Consider the following 20,782-nt stretch of genomic DNA (forward strand, 5'->3'; position numbering starts at 1 on the left):
TACGAGCACTCCCAAGACCGTCCATTTCCAAAATTCCCACCATCCGCCACCACCAAATCAGGGGGCGGCAGAATCTCAGTTATCAGACGTTCCGCAAGACGGGCATCGGCTGACGCTTACGGTACAGGCGGAGCTTCACGGCAAGTTGGCTGAGATCCTGAACGCAACAACCCGTCCAGCGGGGGCTGGACGGGTTGTTGTAACGTCGGTGGATGCGGGGACAGGATTTGGCCGATGGTATGCTGACCCTTCGATCGCTGTTTAACAGTTCCCAGGTTCGTGTGTGGTCCGCTGTCATGGATGCATATGCCTTATGGTGGTGGACAGGGGCGTGAGGTCATAAGCGGTAAAGCGGTGGCATCCATCAGCGTGCGTATCAGATCAGCGATACCTCGCCCATCAAGATCGGCTGGATACGCTGGGATCATCACCTAATATAGATATCCTCGCAGAAGCCACCGAAGCTCCCCCTCGCCTTCGATCCGATCTCTTCTCCGGTTGCAGGCATAACATTCTTGATGATGACATATATTGGGAAGCCAAGTCCTGGCCTTTTATCTGCTCCCCCTTCCACAGGGTTGCAATAACTTGTATCTCAAAATAAGAAAGAACCAATTGAATTACGCCCCCCCTGGATGATCCATGTCCCTGGAACCGTGCGCCTCGTCAAACACCGATAGCTTCCCGATATCGCTGATCCGGTATTGGCGCCAGTGCCTTCGGGAAGGGCTTCTCCGGTCGCCGGATATGGCTGGGGCACAGTCTATTGATTCTGACGCAGTAAACCAGGGACAGCTGCCGGCCACCATCGTGGAGAGGCTGTATGGTCAATTGCGCCAGAAGCAATCTGCCACGCCGACGACGGCTGAGCGGAAACGCGGTGGCAAGGATGTGAGTGACGCTTCCAGAAAGGAATCGGTTGAGCGCTTCCCCATCCCCGTGGTGGTCGCACCTTACTGCATATCCCTGGTCAGTGGTCGGTCACGCACAGCCGATGGCGACCAATTGCCCCTCTATTGGGTGCCCGCAACCCTGAACCCTGATGGCAGGTTGCGGCCAGATCTGAACCATCTCCCCTTCATCCCCCGTCCATTGCTGGACCCGCCCGTAGGGGACAGAACCAATGCCTGGCCGCCCCCGGTGGCGACCTATGACGAGTATGACGCCGCCATTCGCGAACAAGTGGTGAATCGGGAGGAGGACTGGTCCGCCCGACTGGCCTATGCCGAGGCCATGTTCGCCAACATAGCCGATGAGCCTGCCGGCCAGTGGCTGCCGGCAGGATGGCAGCGCGAGCAACCACTGGTACTGGCCTGGGATCGCAGTTCATCCCCCAGCAAGCTGTTGCTCCCCCTCTATGATGCCTGGGCGAAGACAGACCAGCCACCAGCCGCTTTGGCAGCCATCCTCACGGGCGGTCAGGGCCGATCAGTGGCCACCGTTCCCGCCAACACGCGCCGGCTGGGCCATACCGGCGGGCGTGCCTTGAATGCCAAGCAACGGGATGCGGTTGCAGCGGCGGCCCTGCTGGAGGATGGACAGGTCCTGGCGGTTAACGGCCCACCGGGCACGGGAAAGACCAGCCTGCTGAAAAGCCTGATCGCCGACACCGTGGTCCGCGCCGCCGTTCAGGGGCGGGAACCGCCCCGCATCATCATCACCTCTACCAACAATCAGGCGGTGCTGAATGCCGCCAATGATATCGGCAAGTCCGGTGCCGGCGCGTCGCTTGAGGGGCAGCGCTGGCTGCCGCAAATCGACCAGTGGGTAGCCTTTGTCGCATCGGATGACGCCAAGGCAAAAGCCAAGGATAGTCTGATCTTCGACGATCTGCGCATCCGCGTGTTTGCCAAGCCCTATCAGGAAGAGGCGCGCGTATATTTCCTGGCCCGGCTCGCCGCGTGGCAGCAGGCGATGGGCGACCAGTTCCGTGCCATTGATCCCGATGGTGACGAGATCGCCACCGCATGTGCCATGCTGACCGCAGCGCTGAACCATGTCGTCGCCCAGATTGACCTGCAATCCCGTCGCAGGGAGGAGGTTGCGCGCTGGCTGGCGGCCAGGGCCACTATTGCAGACCGTATCGCCGCCCTGGCCACAGCAGAAGCGGAAGCCGTGGCGAATCTGGCGCGCCTTGCCAAGCGCCGACAGGAAGAGCAGCAGCGCCAGCAGAATATCCGCCGAGAGCATGAGAATGCCATCAACATGCTGCACCATCGCGCCAGCCTGCACCCCTGGTGGATGAAGCTGTTTTCTTTCGTTGGCGGTATCGACACCGCCCGCGCCGAATTGTTGCGGCAGAGTGCTATCTCCCTGGCCATCCTACCCCCGGATACGCCGACCCTGTCCACACTGATGACTGTCTTCACAAAGGTCGATGCCCAGTTTCAGGCCAAGCGCCTGGATACCCTGCCCCCCGATGCCGAAACGGTGGCCCAAGCGCGGATAAACGCCTTGGCAAACGAGCGGTCGGAATTGCTGCGCGCCAATACCGAAGGCCGCCAGAACGCCGAAGCCCTGCGCGACTGGGTGGGGACCGAACCTGACAGCCCGGAATTTGACGCTGCCTTTCAGGCCCGGATGGACAATGAGCTGCGCGCCCGCGCCTTTGACCTGGCCCTGCGTCTGCGCGAAGGGCAATTTCTACAGCGCACCAATGAGTGGAGCGAGGCATGGACCGGCACCGGTGGCTATAAGGGGCGGGCGACCCGCCCGCTCTTCCTGACGGCTTGCGCCCATATCGTCCCCTGCATCGTCGGCACGGTCTACAAGGTGGCACAGCATAATTGCTATTATGGCGGCGACCGGGACGGTACTCAGCCGTTGCCGCAGCCCATCGACCTGCTGATCTATGATGAGGCCGGTCAGGTCGCCCCTGATTTGGGTTTGGGCCTGCTGGGCCTCGCCCGCCGGGCGGTCGCCGTGGGCGACGTGCATCAGTTGCAGCCCGTGGAGAATTTCTCCGAAGCGTCGGATGAGCAGCTTATGGTGGCGCAGGGCTTCACCGATGCCCAGTTGCTCGCGTGTCGACGCCAGGGATTGAACCACGCTGGCGGGTCTGTGATGGCGGCAATCCAGATGGCAACGGCCTTTGGCGATAGCGACACCCAAGTTCCCGGCATCATGCTGCGCGAACATTTCCGTTGCGTGCCGAAGGTCATCAGCTTCTGCAACGATCTGGTCTACAAACGCCTCATCGGCATGAAGCTGGAGGAGAGCGATCCCTGGATTGCCCCCATGTCCTGGGCCCATGTGCGGGGACAAGCACAACGGGCTGGGAAATCCTGGACCAATATGGTGGAGGCCGAGGCCATTGCTGAATGGCTGGCCCGCCATTGGAACAGCTTGAACACGCGCTATGGTGGCCCGCCAGAAGAGCGCGTGGCGGTCATCACCCCTTTCGGTTCGCAATGCCGGGTGCTCCGCCAGGCGCTGGAAAAGCACCTGGGGGCTGAGGCCGCGATGGTGACGGTGGGAACCGTCCACACCCTCCAGGGAATGGAGCGCCATCTGGTCGTGTTCTCGCCCACAGTTACCTTTGCCTCCTCAAACGGCAGCCGCCCCTTCTTCGACCGTGGCGTTCATATGCTGAACGTCGCCGTGAGCCGGGCCAAAAATGCCTTCGTCGTCATCGGCGACATGGCTCTGTTTGATGCGGCAGCCGGTCATGCTCCCTCGTCCGTCCTCGCGCGGCATCTTTATCGTGACCCCGACAACGAATTGACCGATGTGCGCCCGGCCCTGGCCTATGCCAGCGTCGCCACCCAAATGGAGCGGATCGAGGGGACCGATCGGCACCGCGCCCTGCTGCTGGAAGCGTTCCAGATCGCCCGGGAGCGGCTGTTGGTCTCCTCCCCCTTCCTGACCGAGGCCGCCATCAAGGCTGACCAGATCCTCAACCTTGTTGAAGTGGCGAGCAGCGCGGGCGTGGAGGTGACGATCTATACTGGCATGTCAACCTCCCAGGAATCCACCGGCGAGACCGACACTGCCCCCCTGCGCACCGCCCTGGCCAAGGCCGGCGCTACGGTCATGGTCACCAGCAAGGTACACGCCAAAACCCTTGCTGCGGATGACGCGCTGCTGGTCGAAGGGTCGTTCAATTGGCTATCCGCCAACCGTACCCCGGCCTATAGCCGGAAGGAGACCTCCTTCGCCCTGCGCGGTGTTCCAGTTCAGCATCATGCTAAAACCCTATGGGAGGAATTTAGCGCGTTGGGAGCCAAAAGATGGTGAGATGGCTCCCCAGGATCGGACGTCGGCAGCAATCCGGCGGGTATAACAGCGCGAACGGAATTACCTTACGCCCACAGCCGTCACGGAGGGGATGAGCAAGGCAGCCATGATACATATATTCAAAGTTGAATTTCAAAAATAACTCTCTTAAATTGTTCATGAGTGGAGATTCATCCGTTTTGTTTGTGCGCTGAATATATTTTCCACCACAGGAAACCGCCCTAATGATTTTTGCCCATTCTGGCCGTGAGGGTGATTACGGAACCTGGGAACCTCTCGCTGATCACCTCCTCTGTGTCGCCGCCCTTTCAATGCGGTTTGCCGGGGCCTTTGGGTATGAGGTAGCGGGTAAGGCATTGGGGCTGCTGCATGATGTGGGGAAGATGGCGCAGGCCTATCAACTCTATATCCGGGGCCAGGGTCCCAGCCCGGATCATTCGACGGCCGGTGCCGCCATTGCCTGTCAGCATTATGGGCGGTCGTGGGGCCCCTTGCTGGCGGCATCCATCGCGGGGCACCATGCAGGGCTGGCCGATGGTGATGGTGAGAAGGGACAACTCAGCAGCCTGAAAAGCCGGCTGGACCGGTATAAGGGCAATCTGACCTCTCCCGACGGGGCGGAGCCGCCGGCACCGGAACAGGTCCGCAGCTCCATCAAGCATCTGGATAGCGGGCTCCGCCGCTCCCTGTTGGGCCGCATGTTATTCTCCACCCTGATCGATGCCGACCGGCTGGCGACGGAGGCTTTTTATGCCCACCTGAACCAGCAGCCTGTGCAGCGCGGGTGCGATACCAGTCTTGGAATGTTGCGGGACCGGTTGACCGACCATCTGGCAGCCCTTGCCGCCAAGGCAAAGGCCGATGTGGCGGAAAATTCGGCATTGGGGACCATCAACGACTTGCGTTCCCAGGTCTTGGCCCATGTGCTGACGGGTGCCACACAGGAACCGGGCCTGTTCAGCCTGACCGTCCCGACCGGCGGGGGCAAGACGCTGGCTTCCCTGGCCTTTGCCCTGGACCATGCGCAGCACTGGGGCAAGCGGCGGATCATCTATGTCATCCCCTTCACCAGCATTGTGGAACAGACGGCGGATGTGTTCCGCAAGGCGCTGGGGGATGATGATGCCATCCTGGAACATCACAGCGGCTTTGACGGCGGCTCCGAACGACAAGATACAGGTGTCAGCGATGCCGAGGCCCCGGATGGTGGCAAGAAGGCGCGTCTGGCGGCGGAAAACTGGGACCGGCCCGTGGTGGTGACCACGGCGGTGCAGTTCTTTGAAAGCCTGTTTTCCAACCGTCCCGGCAAATGCCGCAAACTGCATAACATCGCCGGCAGCGTCATCATCCTGGATGAGGCACAGACCCTGCCCCAGCCGCTGCTGCGCCCCTGTCTGAAATTGATTGATGCGCTGGCCCGTGATTTCGGCTGCACCCTGGTGCTGTGTACCGCGACCCAGCCTGCTGTGAACAGCAGCAAGCTGTTCGCCGACGGGTTGGACAATGTGCGGGAACTGGCGCCAGACCCGGTGGGGCTGTATCAGGCCCTGAAGCGTGTGCGGGTGGAAACCATGCCCGGTCGGCCCGATGTGGCGGCCCTGGTGACGGCGATGCAAAGCGCGCCGCAATGCCTGACCATCGTCAACAGCCGCCGCCATGCCGCCGACCTCTATGCCGCCCTGAAGGCCGCAGACAGGGCGGAACCCCGCCTGTTGACCACGGCGCTGTGCGCGGAACATCGCCGCGCGGTGCTGGCCGACATCCGGGAGGATCTGGCGCAACAGCGGCCCGTGCGCGTCGTCGCCACCTCCTTGGTGGAAGCGGGCGTGGATATCAGCTTTCCGCTGGTGATGCGGGCGCTGGCCGGGCTGGACAGCGTGGCCCAAGCGGCGGGACGCTGTAACCGCCACGGGGAACATGGGCGCGAGGGCGGGCGTGTCCTGCTGTTCGATCCGGCGGATGAAGAGGGCCACCGCCCGCCCGCCGATCTGAAGGTCTTCGCCGACACGGCCGCCCGGGTGCTGTCACGGACTGATGACCCGCTGGGCCTGGATGCCATCCGTGCCTATTTCCAGGAACTTTATTGGAAAAAGGGGCTGGCCGGGGCGCTGGACAAGCATAACATCCTGAAAATACTGGAGGATCGGGCCGACACGCTGCTGTTCCCCTATGAAACCGTGGCCCGGCTGTTCCGCCTGATCGACGAGACCCAGGCCCCGGTGATCGTGCCGTACAAGCCAGCGGCAGAGAAGATCAAGGAACTGATCAACGCCCTGTCCTATGTCTCCTCCCCCGGTGCCATCGCCCGCCAGCTCCAGCCCTACATGGTGCAGGTGCCGATCAGGGCGCGGGACAAACTGCGGGAGGCGAAGGCGGTAGAGTATGTGCGGCCCGACCTTTACGGGGATCAGTTTGTGCTGCTGACCAACAACGACCTGTATGACGCGAAGGCCGGCCTGCGTTGGGATGACCCGACATATCGGGACATTGGCAATGGATTCATGTGAGGGGAGGAAAAGGCGAATGCCATTCGGCGTGAAACTGCGCGTGCGGGGTGATTTTGCCTGTTTCTCCAGGCCGGAGATGAAGGTGGAAAGGGTGTCCTACGACGTCCTGACGCCCTCTGCCGCGCGCGGCATTCTGGAGGCGGTGCATTGGAAACCAGCCATCACCTGGGTTGTGGATCGCATCCATGTGCTGAATCCCATTCAGTTCATGTCGATCCGCCGCAACGAGGTGGCATCCAAGGTGCCGGTGGCCAAGGTGAAGCAGGCCATGAAGGCCGGGCATGTCACCGACCTTTACACCCGCGCCGATCAGGACCGGCAGCAGCGGGCCGCCACCCTGCTGCGCCATGTCGATTACATCATCGAAGCGCATTTTGAGATGACCGACCGCGCCGGGCCAGATGACAACCCCGGCAAACACCTTGACATCTTCAACCGTCGCGCCGCCGCCGGGCAATGTTTCCAGCAACCCTGTTTCGGGTCGCGGGAATTTCCGGCGTCGTTCGAGCTATGGACCGACCCTGTCCCCGCCCACAATCTGCCAGCGGATCAGGTTAACAAGGATCTGGGCTGGATGCTGCTGGACATGGATCACCATGGCGATCCGGGCGGGCATCGCTGCGATGACCGTTGTGTGCCGCTGTTTTTCCGGGCGCAGCTTTACGACGGCGTGCTGACCGTCCCGGACCGGCATAGCGGGGAGGTGCGGTCATGACCATCCTGGTGGCATTGAACCGGCATTATGACCGGCTGCTGGCCGAGGGGGCGGCCCCGCCCTTCGGCTTCACCACCGAAGGCATCGGGTTCTGTCTGGTGCTGAACCGGGATGGCACCCTGTCCCGCCCGCCCGATGATCTGCGCGGCACCGATAAGAAGCGCCCGCCCACGCCCCTGCCCGTCCCCGCCAGTTTCAAACGGCCCGGTGTGACGCCCCGCGCCTTCTTCCTGTGGGACAATACGAAATTCGTGCTGGGGCTGGGCAAGGACAAGGCCAGCGGCGGGCTTGCCACCTATCCCGCGCATCTGGCCGCGTTCCGGGAAAAGCATGAGGCGGCCCTGGGCCAAAGCGATGATCCAGGCCTGCTGGCCCTGCTGGCCTTCCTGCGGGCCTGGAACCCGGATGCGTTTGCGGATCAGGGTTGGGACACGGAGATTCTGGACCAGAATATCGTCTTCGCGCTGGACGAGGATTATCCCGGCCAGTTCCTGCATGAACGGCCCGCCGCGCAGGAAATCTGGCGTCGGGAACTGGCAGCCACCGCCAGCAACAAACAGATGTGTCTGGTTACGGGCGAACAGGCCCCCGCCGCCCGCCTGCATCCCGCCATCAAGGGGGTCTGGGGCGCGCAAAGCTCCGGAGCCTCGTTGGTGTCCTTCAATTTGGATGCCTTTACCTCCTACGCCAAGGAACAGGGCGGCAATGCGCCGGTGTCGGAAGCGGCGGCCTTCGGCTATGGCACGGCGCTGAACGCGCTGTTGGCCAAGGGCAGCGAGAACCGGGTGCAGGTGGGCGATACCTCTGTCGCCTTCTGGGCCGATGCGTCGGGCATTGCGGCGGCCAGAGAGGCGGCCAAGGAAGCTGAAGCGCTGGCCGCTGCCGCCCTGGCCCCCCGGTTCGCGGATGAGGATGAGGACATCCCGACCGATGCGCAGGAGGCACGCAAGGTCGGCGACGCGCTGGAAAAGCTGGCCAGGGGGATGCCGGTGGAACGGGCATCCGTAACCGTCGATCCAGCCACGCGCTTTTACATCCTGGGTCTGGCCCCCAATGCCGCCCGCCTGTCGGTGCGGTTCTGGCAGGAAACGACGCTGGGCGATTTCGCCTCGGCGCTGCGCTGGCACTGGTCGGACCTGCGGCTGGACCCGCCGGCCTGGAAGGGGGAACCGAAAGCAGAGGCTCTGCTTTATCCGGCTGCCTTGATGGGTAAGCGCGAGAACATCCCCCAACTGCTGGGAGGGGAAGTCATGCGCGCCATCATGGACCCCAACCACTCCTATCCGCTGTCATTGGTTTCGGCGGTAATTAGTCGTATCCGGGCCGGTGACGACACAGACAAACCCTGGGTGATGGCTGCACGTGCCGCCATCTGCAAAGCATGGTTTGTCCGCCAAGCCCGTCTGGGCCGATTGCGCCATCAGAAAGATGAGACGCCCGTTCGCTACAAGGAGGAACTGTACGTGAGCCTGGACAGGGAAGAGACAAACGCGGCCTACCGGCTGGGCCGGCTGTTCGCCGTGCTGGAAAGTATCCAGTACCGCGCCTTGGGCAGCGTCAATGCCAGCATTCGCGACCGGTATTTCGGGGCCGCATCGGCCACGCCGTCCGCCGTGTTCCCGCTGCTGCTGCGCGGATCGAACCACCATCTGTCGGTCCTGCGCAAGAAGCCTGAGAGCAAGCGGCTGGCCGGCTGGTTCGAAGGACAGGTGGGCGAGATCATGGATGGGCTGGCCACCACCCTGCCCCGGCATTTCGGGCTGGAGGATCAGGGGCGCTTCGTCGTCGGCTATTACCATCAACGCAATGAACGCAGTGCCAAGGCCGGCGAAGAGGCCGGCAACCAGGGGCAGGAGGATTGATCCATGAGTGTTCTGAATAATCGTTACGAATTCGTCTTCCTGTTCGATGTCACCAACGGCAACCCCAATGGCGACCCGGATGCCGGCAACCTGCCGCGCCTGGACCCGGAAACCAACCACGGTCTGGTCACCGATGTCTGCCTGAAGCGCAAGATCCGCAACTTCGTGGGCCTGTTCCATGAGGGGGAGGCTGGCAAGGGCATCTATGTTCAGGAAGGGGCGATCCTGAACGAGAAGCACCGCGAAGCCTATAAGGCCGTGCGGCCGGGCGATGCCGATGTGGCCACCGCCAAGAAGCTGACGCCCAAGGGGGACGAGGAAGAAAAGGCCGTCCGCCAGTTCATGTGCGACAATTTCTTCGACGTGCGCACCTTCGGGGCCGTGATGGGCACCGGCATCAATTGCGGACAGGTGCGGGGGCCGGTGCAGTTCGCCTTTGCCCAGTCGGTGGAACCCGTCCTGCCGCTGGAAATCTCCATCACCCGCATGGCCGCGACAACGGAAGGCGAGGCCGACGGCGCGCGGCGGGAAAACCGCACCATGGGCCGCAAGCACATCATCCCCTATGGGCTGTACCGCGCCCATGGCTATATCTCGGCCAAACTGGCGGAAAAGACGGGGTTTTCGGAGGCGGACCTGGACCTGCTCTGGTCGGCGCTGGAACAGATGTTCGACCATGACCGTTCCGCCGCGCGCGGCGAAATGGGCAGCCGCAAGCTGATCCTGTTCAAACATGCCAATGCCTTGGGCAATGCCGCTGCCCCTGGCCTGTTTGACCGGGTGCAGGTGCTGCGCCGCCATGCCGGCAGCGAGGTGCCGGTGAAGGACCCCCGCACCGACAATTGGCCGCCAGCCCGCAGCTTCGCCGACTATGCCGTGACCATCAACCACGACGGGCTGCCGGCGGGGGTGGAGATCATCGAGCGGTTCTGAGCCTGATTGAAAAATGGAGGGCCGACAGCATGGAACGTGACGACCCGATCCCGCTGTCGGCCCTTCAACATTGGCTGTTCTGCCCGCGCCAATGCGCCCTGATCCATCTGGAACGGCAATGGGCGGAAAATGCCGCCACCGCCGATGGCCGCATCCTGCATGAACGCGCCGATCAACCGGGCCGAACCAAGCGGGGGGAGGTGCGCACCCTGCGGGCCCTGCCGCTGCGCTGTCACCGCCTCCATCTGGTTGGGGTGGCGGATGTGGTGGAACTGCGCGGCACGGTTCCCTTCCCCGTCGAATATAAACGGGGCCGCCCCAAATCCCACCGCGCGGATGAGGTGCAGCTTTGTGCCCAGGCTTTGTGCCTGGAAGAAATGTTCGACCAACCCGTCCCCACCGGTGCCCTGTTCTATGGGGAGACCCGACGACGCACGGATATTGTTTTTGACGCCGCCTTGCGCGCGCTGACTGAACAGGTGGCCGCAGAGGTGGCTTCCATGCTGACCAGCGGCACCACGCCCCCGCCTGTCTTCGAGACGCGCAAATGTGGCCAATGCTCCCTGGTCGACCTCTGCCAGCCGCGCCCGCTGGCCCACCATCCCGATGTGGCCGGCTGGCTGCGTCGGCAATTGCGGGATTGAACCATGCGCCAGCATCTGAACACCCTGTTCGTCACCACAGAGGGCGCGTGGCTGCGCAAGGACGGGGCCAATATTGTGGTGGAGGTGGAGGGACAGGAGCGGGGCCGGGTGCCCGCCCACATGATGGGGGGCGTGGTCTGCTTTGGCCGGGTTGGCATGTCGCCCGCCTTGATGGGCTTCTGCGCAGAACAGGGGATTGGTGTCAGCTTCCTGTCTGAATATGGCAAGTTCATCGCCAGGGTGGAGGGGGCGCAGTCCGGCAATGTGCTGCTACGCCGCCGCCAATACCGGCAGGCCGACGATCCCGCAGCATCAGCCACCATCGCCGGGGCCATTGTCGCTGGCAAAGTGGCAAACCAGCGGACAGTTCTGCGCCGCGCCCTGCGCGATCATGGCAACTCTCTGGCCGCTGATCAAGCCGCCGCCATCGACGATGCCCAGCGCCGCCTGGGCGACGCCGCCCGTCTGGCCGCTGATGAGCCCGATCTGGACCGGGTGCGCGGGCTGGAAGGCGACGCGGCCAGCGCCTATTTTGGCGTGTTCGATCATCTGATCCGCGCCGGCGCGCCGGAATTGCGGTTCCGGGGGCGCAGCCGCCGACCTCCGCTGGACGTGCCCAACGCCCTGCTTTCCTTTCTATACGCCATTCTGGGCCATGATTGCCGGTCCGCGTTGGAGGTGGTGGGGCTGGACCCGCAGGTGGGGTTCCTGCACCGCGACCGGCCGGGCCGTGCCGGGCTGGCGCTGGACATGATGGAGGAGCTGCGTCCCCTGCTGGCCGATCGCGTGGCCCTGTCATTGTTGAACCGTGGACAAGTGACAGCACGGGATTTTGAACAGCACGAAGGCGGGGCCGTGATGCTGCGCGATGACGCGCGCAAAACCGTGCTGGCGACCTATCAGGAACGCAAGCGGGAGGAGCTGGTGCATCCCTTCCTGGAAGAAAAGGTGACCATCGGCCTGATCGCCCATATCCAGGCCCGGCTGCTGGCCCGGCACCTGCGCGGTGACCTTGACCGATACCCGCCATTTCTCTGGAAATAGGGTGTGCCCCGCCTATGCTGATGCTGATAACCTATGATGTCCGAACCGAAGACACGGCAGGCCGCCGCCGTCTGCGCCGCATCGCCCGCGCCTGCCAGGATTTTGGCCAGCGCGTGCAATTTTCGGTCTTCGAATGTGAGGTGGAACCGGCACAATGGGTGGCCCTGCGGGCAAGGCTGGTGGGGGAAATCGATCCCGCTGTGGATAGTCTACGCTTCTACCATCTGGGTGCCAACGCCGCCCGGCGGATCGAACATGTGGGTGCCAAACCCGCCCAGGATTTCGATGCCCCACTGATCTTTTGAGCAAAGCAGTACGTGCGGTGCGCGAACCTTAAGCGATCATGCAGAGCGTATGATGTTCGCGCTGGAAAACACCGTTGAAAGACAATAACTTAAACTCCACATATGGTTGCTGGCCATACAAACGACGAACCAAACACCAAGGTTCGCGCACAGCAAGCGATTGTTCCTTCTTGGACAAGTGTATATTCTAAGGCGGGTCGCCCCTTCACGGGGGCGTGGATTGAAACTTTCGTTTCAGGGGCTGGCCGCAGCGCAGTACAGCGGTCGCCCCTTCACGGGGGCGTGGATTGAAACTGCTTGGTGACGACGGTGCCGATTGGTTCATCTGGGTCGCCCCTTCACGGGGGCGTGGATTGAAACACCCGGAACCCGGTGCATCATGTTCAGCACGCCGATGGTCGCCCCTTCACGGGGGCGTGGATTGAAACAGAACTGCGGTGTGGAAGGGCTGCGGGATACGCTGGTCGCCCCTTCACGGGGGCGTGGATTGAAACACCCGATTGGCGACATAGCCCTGCTCGTTGAAGGCGGTCGCCCCTTCACGGGGGCGTGGATTGAAACTTTGGCTCATCCCGCACCGCCCTGGCTCTTTGCCGGGTCGCCCCTTCACGGGGGCGTGGATTGAAACAACCGGGCGGTTGCCCGGTTAGCTACGCAGACGGGGTCGCCCCTTCACGGGGGCGTGGATTGAAACGGTGTCACTGTCGCCCTGCTGCGCATCAGTGCGAGGTCGCCCCTTCACGGGGGCGTGGATTGAAACGCCCGGCGCTGTCACGCTGCCCGCCGGCCATACGGTCGCCCCTTCACGGGGGCGTGGATTGAAACAGCCTGTATCCGCCGGCCCGGCTCCTGTTGAGGTGCCGGTCGCCCCTTCACGGGGGCGTGGATTGAAACCGCGATATGCTCACCGAGTGCGCCGGCCCCCATGGTCGCCCCTTCACGGGGGCGTGGATTGAAACCTTGCCTGTCCGGGGCATCGGCCGCAGAAGCTTTGGTCGCCCCTTCACGGGGGCGTGGATTGAAACTGCGCATCGCTGGCCGATGTCTTCGACAACAAGGTGGTCGCCCCTTCACGGGGGCGTGGATTGAAACAAATAGCTTGCGTCACCAAAGTACGATATTGACCGGTCGCCCCTTCACGGGGGCGTGGATTGAAACCTGCAGGGCGATGATATCGGCGCGCAGATCGGCGGGTCGCCCCTTCACGGGGGCGTGGATTGAAACTGGGCAATCCTGACATCATCGCCCTGGCGCAGGAGTCGCCCCTTCACGGGGGCGTGGATTGAAACAGGGTCAGCATCTCGCCCCCCGGCGACAGCACATGGGTCGCCCCTTCACGGGGGCGTGGATTGAAACCCCGTCAACCAGGGCAGCGAACGCCTGCGTGGGCAGGTCGCCCCTTCACGGGGGCGTGGATTGAAACCGCGCCTCCGCGCTCTGGCGGTCTATCGACGCTTGGTCGCCCCTTCACGGGGGCGTGGATTGAAACACGATGTGGCATTACCGCACGCCCGACGCAGGCGGGTCGCCCCTTCACGGGGGCGTGGATTGAAACCATCATGTCCTACTGACCGCCTGATGAGTCCCGGTGGTCGCCCCTTCACGGGGGCGTGGATTGAAACTGCTACCTGCATCACCTCACGGGCAGCCCGCAGCCGGTCGCCCCTTCACGGGGGCGTGGATTGAAACTTCGTTGGTGTCACGCCCGCTGCTATGGGCGGCGGGGTCGCCCCTTCACGGGGGCGTGGATTGAAACCGCCAGCGCCTTGGCATCCGCCTCATAATCGCTGGGTCGCCCCTTCACGGGGGCGTGGATTGAAACTGGCGGGCTCCCGCCCGCCCGTGCCTCCGGCGGGGAGGGTCGCCCCTTCACGGGGGCGTGGATTGAAACCTTGACCTACTGTTGCCGCAAGACCAGCACGGCCGGTCGCCCCTTCACGGGGGCGTGGATTGAAACTCTAAGATCAGGCCAGCAACCTGCTCCACTAGATGGTCGCCCCTTCACGGGGGCGTGGATTGAAACCAAGCCGGCTTGGCCAATACGCTGAAAGACATGGGGTCGCCCCTTCACGGGGGCGTGGATTGAAACCGCCTGGGTCAATTGCCGCCAGCGGCTGGGATCGGTCGCCCCTTCACGGGGGCGTGGATTGAAACGTTGAGATAGCCCTTGCCGGACACCTCATTAATCGGTCGCCCCTTCACGGGGGCGTGGATTGAAACCGGTACCCCTTGCCGGCCGCGCTGTCCGCACGGTCGGTCGCCCCTTCACGGGGGCGTGGATTGAAACGCAGCAGGTGGTGAAGACAATCGACGTGATCGCGGTCGCCCCTTCACGGGGGCGTGGATTGAAACCACGATCACCTGCCACAGCACCAAATAGACGCGGGGTCGCCCCTTCACGGGGGCGTGGATTGAAACGCCATATGGGCGACCATGATCTTCGCCAGCGCCGGTCGCCCCTTCACGGGGGCGTGGATTGAAACTACTCCGCTGCGATGGCCGGCACTGCGTCAAGCGGGTCGCCCCTTCACGGGGGCGTGGATTGAAACATCGGGGTGGTCATGTCGCCCAGGATCGCCTCGTGGTCGCCCCTTCACGGGGGCGTGGATTGAAACCCCTCGTGCTTGATTGTGAACAGGGGGTGGCGGGGTCGCCCCTTCACGGGGGCGTGGATTGAAACCTTGGTCAGGTAGTAGCTGGAGCTGGGTCGGCCGGGTCGCCCCTTCACGGGGGCGTGGATTGAAACACTGACAGCCTCAGCAGCCGAATAGCCCAATGCCAGGTCGCCCCTTCACGGGGGCGTGGATTGAAACGGTGCCGATGCCAAGGCCATTGCCTTTGCCAGCCGTCGCCCCTTCACGGGGGCGTGGATTGAAACCGTCATGCGCATGGCGACGCCCCCGGCTTGGCCAGGGTCGCCCCTTCACGGGGGCGTGGATTGAAACCAATCTGGAATGACCCAAGATCGATTGGATCAGCCGGTCGCCCCTTCACGGGGGCGTGGATTGAAACAACGATCTGGGCCTTTCTGCCGGCATGTCTGATGGGTCGCCCCTTCACGGGGGCGTGGATTGAAACAGCCCGTCCCAGACACCCCCGAAAAACGCCGTCAGGGTCGCCCCTTCACGGGGGCGTGGATTGAAACTTCAGATCCGATCAAAGAGGCGACAGAAGAGTTTGAGGTCGCCCCTTCACGGGGGCGTGGATTGAAACACTGCGGAAACCGCGCTGTAGGCCGCGTGGTACTGGGTCGCCCCTTCACGGGGGCGTGGATTGAAACGATGATATATTGTCGTGGGGCCGTAAGACCTTTGGGTCGCCCCTTCACGGGGGCGTGGATTGAAACGCTGGGAAAATGGCGAATATTGGCCGGACCTGATGGTCGCCCCTTCACGGGGGCGTGGATTGAAACCGCACCGTGCGGAAAACCGCAGGAACGCAGGGCGGTCGCCCCTTCACGGGGGCGTGGATTGAAACTATCCGCGCCCTTGATGCCCTTGAACTCACCAAGCGTCGCCCCTTCACGGGGGCGTGGATTGAAACCCAAGCCATCCGGTTAGATTTAAGCCCTCGGACGGGTCGCCCCTTCACGGGGGCGTGGATTGAAACTCCAAAATCGCAGGGGCATTCTTCGAAATTAGACCGGTCGCCCCTTCACGGGGGCGTGGATTGAAACCGGCTCCCATGTGGCGTGTTTGGCGGGCTGGAAAGGTCGCCCCTTCACGGGGGCGTGGATTGAAACCTCGAACGCCGCGATGATGCCACGGATATAGACGGTCGCCCCTTCACGGGGGCGTGGATTGAAACTTGAAGTCGTCGATTTGAAAGGCGGCCGGGGGGGTCGCCCCTTCACGGGGGCGTGGATTGAAACATCAGGGCAGTCATCTGCAGCCCGCGCAAATCGCCGTCGCCCCTTCACGGGGGCGTGGATTGAAACATCTCAATCGCCCAAGAGCCGCTGGCGGCCATGAAGTCGCCCCTTCACGGGGGCGTGGATTGAAACCACTACATTGGCGATGGCCTTCCAATTGGCCGTGTCGCCCCTTCACGGGGGCGTGGATTGAAACAGCAGCTTGAAGGGGATTGCCCTGGCCTATGGCGTCGCCCCTTCACGGGGGCGTGGATTGAAACAAACAAGGGGGGCGGCCGGGCCACCTCATATCGGGGTCGCCCCTTCACGGGGGCGTGGATTGAAACCGCGCGTGCGGGTGGCTGGCGTCTGGGTAGAGCCCGTCGCCCCTTCACGGGGGCGTGGATTGAAACGGTTAGGTCTTGGATCAGTTGTGAGATCCGATGACATGCTTTCAACTTTGTGATCGCCGCCCATATTTTTAGACGCGTTAACGCTGCTGTGTTTGCTGTTGACCTCAGGGTAGCGCTTGAGCGCTACCCTGAGGTCAACAGCAGCGGGGCAAAGGGCAATCATGGATCTAATCAAGGCCCGTCTTGCGTGGGTCGAACTCTACGCCAAAACAGGGGATGCTGGCTTCGTTTGCCGCCGTTGTGGCATCTCGCGGCCTACGCTGCGCAAATGGTGGCGCCGCTATCAGGCTGATGGCGAGGCCGGCTTGGTAGAGCGCAGTCGCCGCCCTCACCGGCTTGCGGCCCAGAAGGTTTTTGCTGATCAGGAGGCCCTGATCCTGTCACTACGCCGGGAACGTCGGCTCGGGGTCAAACAACTGCGCAATGAACTTATCCGACAGCACGACCTGCATCTTGCGCTTGACACTATTCATCGGACGCTCATTCGCCATAACAAACAGGTTCTCAAGCGACCGCGACGATGGCGCAAAGGCGAACGGCGGTATAATCGCCCAATACCAGGCGATCGAATTCAAATGGATGTCTGTAAAATCAGACCCGGCATCTACCAGTACACTGCAATTGATGACTGCAGTCGATATAAGGTACTCGGCGTTTACAAGAGAGCGACAGCCGCCAATACGCTGGATTTTCTCGAACGCCTCATTGAGGAAATGCCGTTTCCGATCCAACGGATCCAAACGGATCGTGGGCGTGAATTCTTTGCTGCAGCCGTCCAGCGGCAGCTGATGGACTGGGCCATAAAGTTCCGGCCGATCCCACCCCGCTCACCCCACCTGAACGGCAAGGTCGAGCGAACACATCGGGCTGATCGGGAAGAATTCTGGGACATGATCAATCCGAAGGATCCTCAGATTGAGGCTAAGCTGGCTGATTGGCAGCATCATTGGAACTGGAATAGGCCGCACACGGCTCTGAAAGGCATGTCGCCCATCGACCGCGTCTGTGAACTCCTGGATAAAACCCCTCTCCGCGAAGCCGTTGACGCAGCATACGACAGTAGCCGAGAGCGCATCAGGATTGCCGATCACCGCCTCGACACTGCTGTCGCTTCGTTGAAATGATGTTACCAGACCCTACAGATCAAGGCTCCTGATCAGCAAAAACCTTCTGGGCAGCAAGCCGGTGAGGGCGGCGACTGTGCTCTACCAAGCCGGCCTCGCCATCAGCCTGATAGCGGCGCCACCATTTGCGCAGCGTAGGCCGCGAGATGCCACAACGGCGGCAAACGAAGCCAGCATCCCCTGTTTTGGCGTAGAGTTCGACCCAGGCAAGACGGACCTTGATTAGATCCATGATTGCCCTTTGCCCCGCTGCTGTTGACCTCAGGGTAGCGCTCGAGTGCTACCCTGAGGTCAACAGCAAACACAACAGCGTTAACGCGTCTGAAAATATGGGCGGCGATCACAAAGTTGAAAGGATGTCATCGGATCTCACAAGTTATGGCGTCGTACCGTCGTCATTGTCGCACACGGAAACGGGATCTGCCTGCCAAGCCTGATCATTTGTCAATGAGACTGAGACTTCCTCAGCAGGAGCAATCTGGGCACCTATCTCCACATTCAGACTTCGCCCCGCGACAGCTTGCGAGCGGCCAATGTCAATCTCAATCATATCGTTCCAGCTCTTGGAGGCCGGCCGACTACGCCGGCTGAGAGCCCGAGGCAGTGCCGCCAGCAGCTTGGCGGCAAGCTGATCGCCAGCTTGGCCTGCCGCGAAGGCCACGATGATCTCTCTCTTTCGATTCAGCCATGGGATTTGTGACCTCGCGCCAGCAGTCGACCGCACCTCCACATGCTGATCTAGATGGAGATGGACGTAGCTGATCGCATCGATCGCGTTTTCGACCAGCACCAAAGGGCCACCCCCGCCATGGCGATCCGGGATCGTGAATGCACCCGCGTTGCGGCTGCTGCAAGGCGCCAAAGTGGCGAAAGGGGTTGCCTCCGTGCTTTCGATCTCCGCACCAACGGGTTGACCACGTTCGTCGACCATCAGGAAAACTGCATTCGCCTTTTCATCGGCGTAAACCCGGCCAAGACCATGCAGCCAATCCACCAGGTCCGCAGCCAAGCGCTTCATGGTTGTAAGCCACTGCCGCACACGCGGCCAATTCTCCACCATCGGGATCGGGGGGCTGAATGGGGCAGGTGATGCCGTCTTCGCCACAATGGTCGGGGCCAGGAACCGCGCATCGACCAGCATGGCGGCGATGGTCTGGTCCGCACCAAAGGTTTGTTTCAGCCAAGCTACCGCCTCGGGATAATCGCATTGCCGCAGGTGCTTGGTGAGAGCGATGGCTCCACGACCTCGGGCCTGGGTCCGACCATCATCCCGCCAACCTGCGTCCTCCGCCCTGATATCCCTGCCCTCCCCCATCCACCGGCCGCTTTCGACCTTCTCCATGCCATAGGCGGCAAGCACCCGGTCCAGGGGTATGTCCCTGATCCTGGCTGCTTCGGCCTTCTCTTCGGCCTTACGGGCTGCTTCCTCAGCTATCGCGGCACGAGCGTTCGCTGCCTCAGCGGTCGCCAGGGCCTCGTTCCTCTCCCGGGTCAATCGGTCCAGAGCCTTGGATCGATTCAGGTGGGGCCGTACCTCCACAGAGTAGCGCCGATGCTCCTGCTTCAAGTACGCGTGTGCTGCTTGGTTCTCGGCTTCCGCCCAAGCTTCGCGGCTCCCTTCCAATAACATAACCGGTGGTGTTGGCGTCTTCCGCCGGTTGACCGGCGTCGGCTCCTCAGGCGCTGGTCTATTTACCTCCGCATAGTATTGTTTAAGGCTGGTGTGGGTTGCCTTTGATCCCTCAATACCTCGCCTTATGCCCAGGTGCGCGACAGCCTGTGCGGACTCGGTCTGCATCCGCCGGAGGTTCTTACGGCCAATGAGTTCAAACGCAGACAGCCGGACGGTGTCGGCACCCGGGTCTTTTATCAATGGTACGAAGATAACCTGGAGGTGAGGTGTCGCTTCATCCAGGTGCAGACGTGCATCGACGATCCGGTCTCCAAATTCCTTCTGCGCCCAGGTCCAATGGGCCTTTGCCCAAGCTTGGGTCTTGGTACCGTTCCAGGCGCCCGCTGCCGCTGGGTTATCGGGGCGAAAATACTCAGGCGAAGCGGAAAGGACTGCCTCCACAGCCAGCACGGAATCCTTCCTGACCTTAGCCCCCACCCCCTTAATCTTGTTCAAAATAGTAGCCACCAGGTCTGGACCGCCTTCCACCATGACTTTGTTTCCCAGGGCAGCCGGATCGGCATTGGGGGTTGGGTTCACACGGGCATTGTGTGCATATGCGCCTTTGATAGCGCCGGGGGTCGTCAACTTGGCGATCCGGAACACATTGCGCATTTTCCCCCTCATACAAATTTCAGTTCAAGTGCGGTAACGAACCTTTTTTTAAAAAACGCATTCCTATAATAAGTATAGGATGATTACTCACAGCTTATAAAGACGCATACTGGGTGGTCAAGTTCACGCCCTGAAACGCCCGTCCATTCTCCGGTCGGAGTTGAACCGTGGGCCTTGCCAACCGACGCCTTAACGGATCATCGTCAACTTCAAAATTATCACCGTGGCCGTGGGGTCGGAGCGTTACCCGGGTTCGGCTGCGTCAAATGTTACCGAACTGGGCGCCAGCACGGAGGATGCGGCCAGCGCTTGGAAACCGAAGCCATATCTACCCGATAGCCAAGTCCGAAGGTCTCATTGGGTGGCTATCTCCTGCGCACGGACCGTCCATTCCACGGCGCTGGCCGTGCCGTGCCTGCCGCCTACCCGGCCTACCTGCCAACGAACCAAATGGCAGCCTCCTGAAGGTTGGAATAGGTCCCGATGCTGACCCTCGCGTTCGGACGCGTCATAAGGAGCCAAGCCAGTGTGCCAACGACGACGACCGAGGCGACGCTCCGGGCTGCCACATTCCTCCTGGCAGTCCGGTCGCCAGGACGAAGAGTTTAGTCAGGTGGCCACCAGGGGCGCTCAGCGAGAAGAACAATGCAACCGCCAGAACGGTCGTGCGGTTGCTGGTAGATAATGTCGGCGGCTACCTTTCAAAGCAGTTCGGTTAATGGGGGCTTTACAGCCCCCATTTCAGACTGCTGACAAACCCCGTCGAAATTCGGCGGGGTTTTGTTTTTGGTGATTTCAGGCGGCGATTGGTGTTTTGGGTGAGCCGATGAGGATGGCGGCGCGAATGAGGCGGCAGATTGCG

General features: G+C 62.0%; 10 protein-coding genes, 1 pseudogene and 1 CRISPR repeat array. Of the genes and pseudogenes, 9 read left to right on the forward strand and 2 right to left on the reverse strand.

The window, feature by feature from the left end; genetic code table 11:
* Window positions 1–891: 891 nt before the first annotated feature.
* The 9 genes from PCJ49_RS24815 to PCJ49_RS24385 all read left to right on the forward strand — a co-directional run bounded on the left by PCJ49_RS24815 (window position 892) and on the right by PCJ49_RS24385 (window position 17,633).
* Window positions 892–4,236, forward strand: coding sequence for an AAA domain-containing protein (locus PCJ49_RS24815; protein ID WP_269913265.1), 3,345 nt, complete (start codon window positions 892–894; stop codon window positions 4,234–4,236).
* A 224-nt stretch (window positions 4,237–4,460) separates the two neighbouring features.
* Window positions 4,461–6,743 carry a CRISPR-associated helicase Cas3' gene (gene cas3, locus PCJ49_RS24350; RefSeq protein WP_269913266.1) on the forward strand — a complete coding sequence of 761 codons (2,283 nt, stop codon included), beginning with the start codon at window positions 4,461–4,463 and terminating at the stop codon, window positions 6,741–6,743.
* 16 nt (window positions 6,744–6,759) lie between these two features.
* Entirely contained in the window at window positions 6,760–7,458 is a 699-nt protein-coding gene (gene cas5c, locus PCJ49_RS24355) for a type I-C CRISPR-associated protein Cas5c (RefSeq protein WP_269913267.1), read from the forward strand.
* A complete protein-coding gene (gene cas8c, locus PCJ49_RS24360) occupies window positions 7,455–9,320 on the forward strand; it encodes a type I-C CRISPR-associated protein Cas8c/Csd1 (RefSeq protein ID WP_269913268.1) in 1,866 nt (621 codons plus the stop codon). The genes cas5c and cas8c overlap by 4 nt, the downstream gene beginning before the upstream one ends.
* 3 nt (window positions 9,321–9,323) lie before the next feature.
* Window positions 9,324–10,253, forward strand: a complete 930-nt coding sequence (gene cas7c / locus PCJ49_RS24365) for a type I-C CRISPR-associated protein Cas7/Csd2 (RefSeq protein WP_269913269.1) — start codon at window positions 9,324–9,326, stop codon at window positions 10,251–10,253.
* Window positions 10,254–10,282: 29 nt separating this feature from the next.
* Window positions 10,283–10,897 (forward strand): CRISPR-associated protein Cas4, encoded by a 615-nt coding sequence (cas4, locus tag PCJ49_RS24370; protein WP_269913270.1) that lies wholly within the window; start codon window positions 10,283–10,285, stop codon window positions 10,895–10,897.
* A gap of 3 nt (window positions 10,898–10,900) precedes the next feature.
* Window positions 10,901–11,941, forward strand: coding sequence for a type I-C CRISPR-associated endonuclease Cas1c (gene cas1c / locus PCJ49_RS24375; RefSeq protein WP_269913271.1), 1,041 nt, complete (start codon window positions 10,901–10,903; stop codon window positions 11,939–11,941).
* 14 nt (window positions 11,942–11,955) lie between these two features.
* Window positions 11,956–12,246, forward strand: a complete 291-nt coding sequence (cas2, locus tag PCJ49_RS24380; RefSeq protein WP_269913272.1) for a CRISPR-associated endonuclease Cas2 — start codon at window positions 11,956–11,958, stop codon at window positions 12,244–12,246.
* Window positions 12,247–12,441: 195 nt separating this feature from the next.
* A CRISPR array of direct repeats spans window positions 12,442–16,509; the repeat unit is 31 nt; unit sequence GTCGCCCCTTCACGGGGGCGTGGATTGAAAC.
* Between the two features lie 161 nt (window positions 16,510–16,670).
* A complete protein-coding gene (locus tag PCJ49_RS24385; protein ID WP_269913273.1) occupies window positions 16,671–17,633 on the forward strand; it encodes an IS481 family transposase in 963 nt (320 codons plus the stop codon).
* A 31-nt stretch (window positions 17,634–17,664) separates the two neighbouring features.
* Here PCJ49_RS24385 and PCJ49_RS24390 read toward each other — a convergent pair.
* Window positions 17,665–17,865, reverse strand: a pseudogene (locus tag PCJ49_RS24390) (helix-turn-helix domain-containing protein); the annotation flags it as partial.
* A 144-nt stretch (window positions 17,866–18,009) separates the two neighbouring features.
* On the reverse strand, window positions 18,010–19,920 hold the full coding sequence (mobV, locus tag PCJ49_RS24395) for a MobV family relaxase (RefSeq protein ID WP_269913274.1): 1,911 nt from the start codon (window positions 19,918–19,920) through the stop codon (window positions 18,010–18,012).
* Window positions 19,921–20,782: the final 862 nt, after the last annotated feature.

This window comes from Niveispirillum sp. BGYR6 (genome assembly GCF_027568365.1).
In the GTDB taxonomy this organism is placed as follows: Bacteria; Pseudomonadota; Alphaproteobacteria; order Azospirillales; family Azospirillaceae; genus Niveispirillum.

Bases quoted from the DNA above. Each gene is read 5' to 3' on its own strand.
- cas2 (WP_269913272.1), top strand. From the start codon at position 11,956: ATGCTGATGCTGATAACCTATGATGTCCGAACCGAAGACACGGCAGGC.
- cas1c (WP_269913271.1), top strand. From the start codon at position 10,901: ATGCGCCAGCATCTGAACACCCTGTTCGTCACCACAGAGGGCGCGTGG.
- cas8c (WP_269913268.1), top strand. From the start codon at position 7,455: ATGACCATCCTGGTGGCATTGAACCGGCATTATGACCGGCTGCTGGCC.
- cas4 (WP_269913270.1), top strand. From the start codon at position 10,283: ATGGAACGTGACGACCCGATCCCGCTGTCGGCCCTTCAACATTGGCTG.
- cas5c (WP_269913267.1), top strand. From the start codon at position 6,760: ATGCCATTCGGCGTGAAACTGCGCGTGCGGGGTGATTTTGCCTGTTTC.
- mobV (WP_269913274.1), bottom strand. From the start codon at position 19,920: ATGCGCAATGTGTTCCGGATCGCCAAGTTGACGACCCCCGGCGCTATC.
- cas3 (WP_269913266.1), top strand. From the start codon at position 4,461: ATGATTTTTGCCCATTCTGGCCGTGAGGGTGATTACGGAACCTGGGAA.
- cas7c (WP_269913269.1), top strand. From the start codon at position 9,324: ATGAGTGTTCTGAATAATCGTTACGAATTCGTCTTCCTGTTCGATGTC.
- PCJ49_RS24385 (WP_269913273.1), top strand. From the start codon at position 16,671: ATGGATCTAATCAAGGCCCGTCTTGCGTGGGTCGAACTCTACGCCAAA.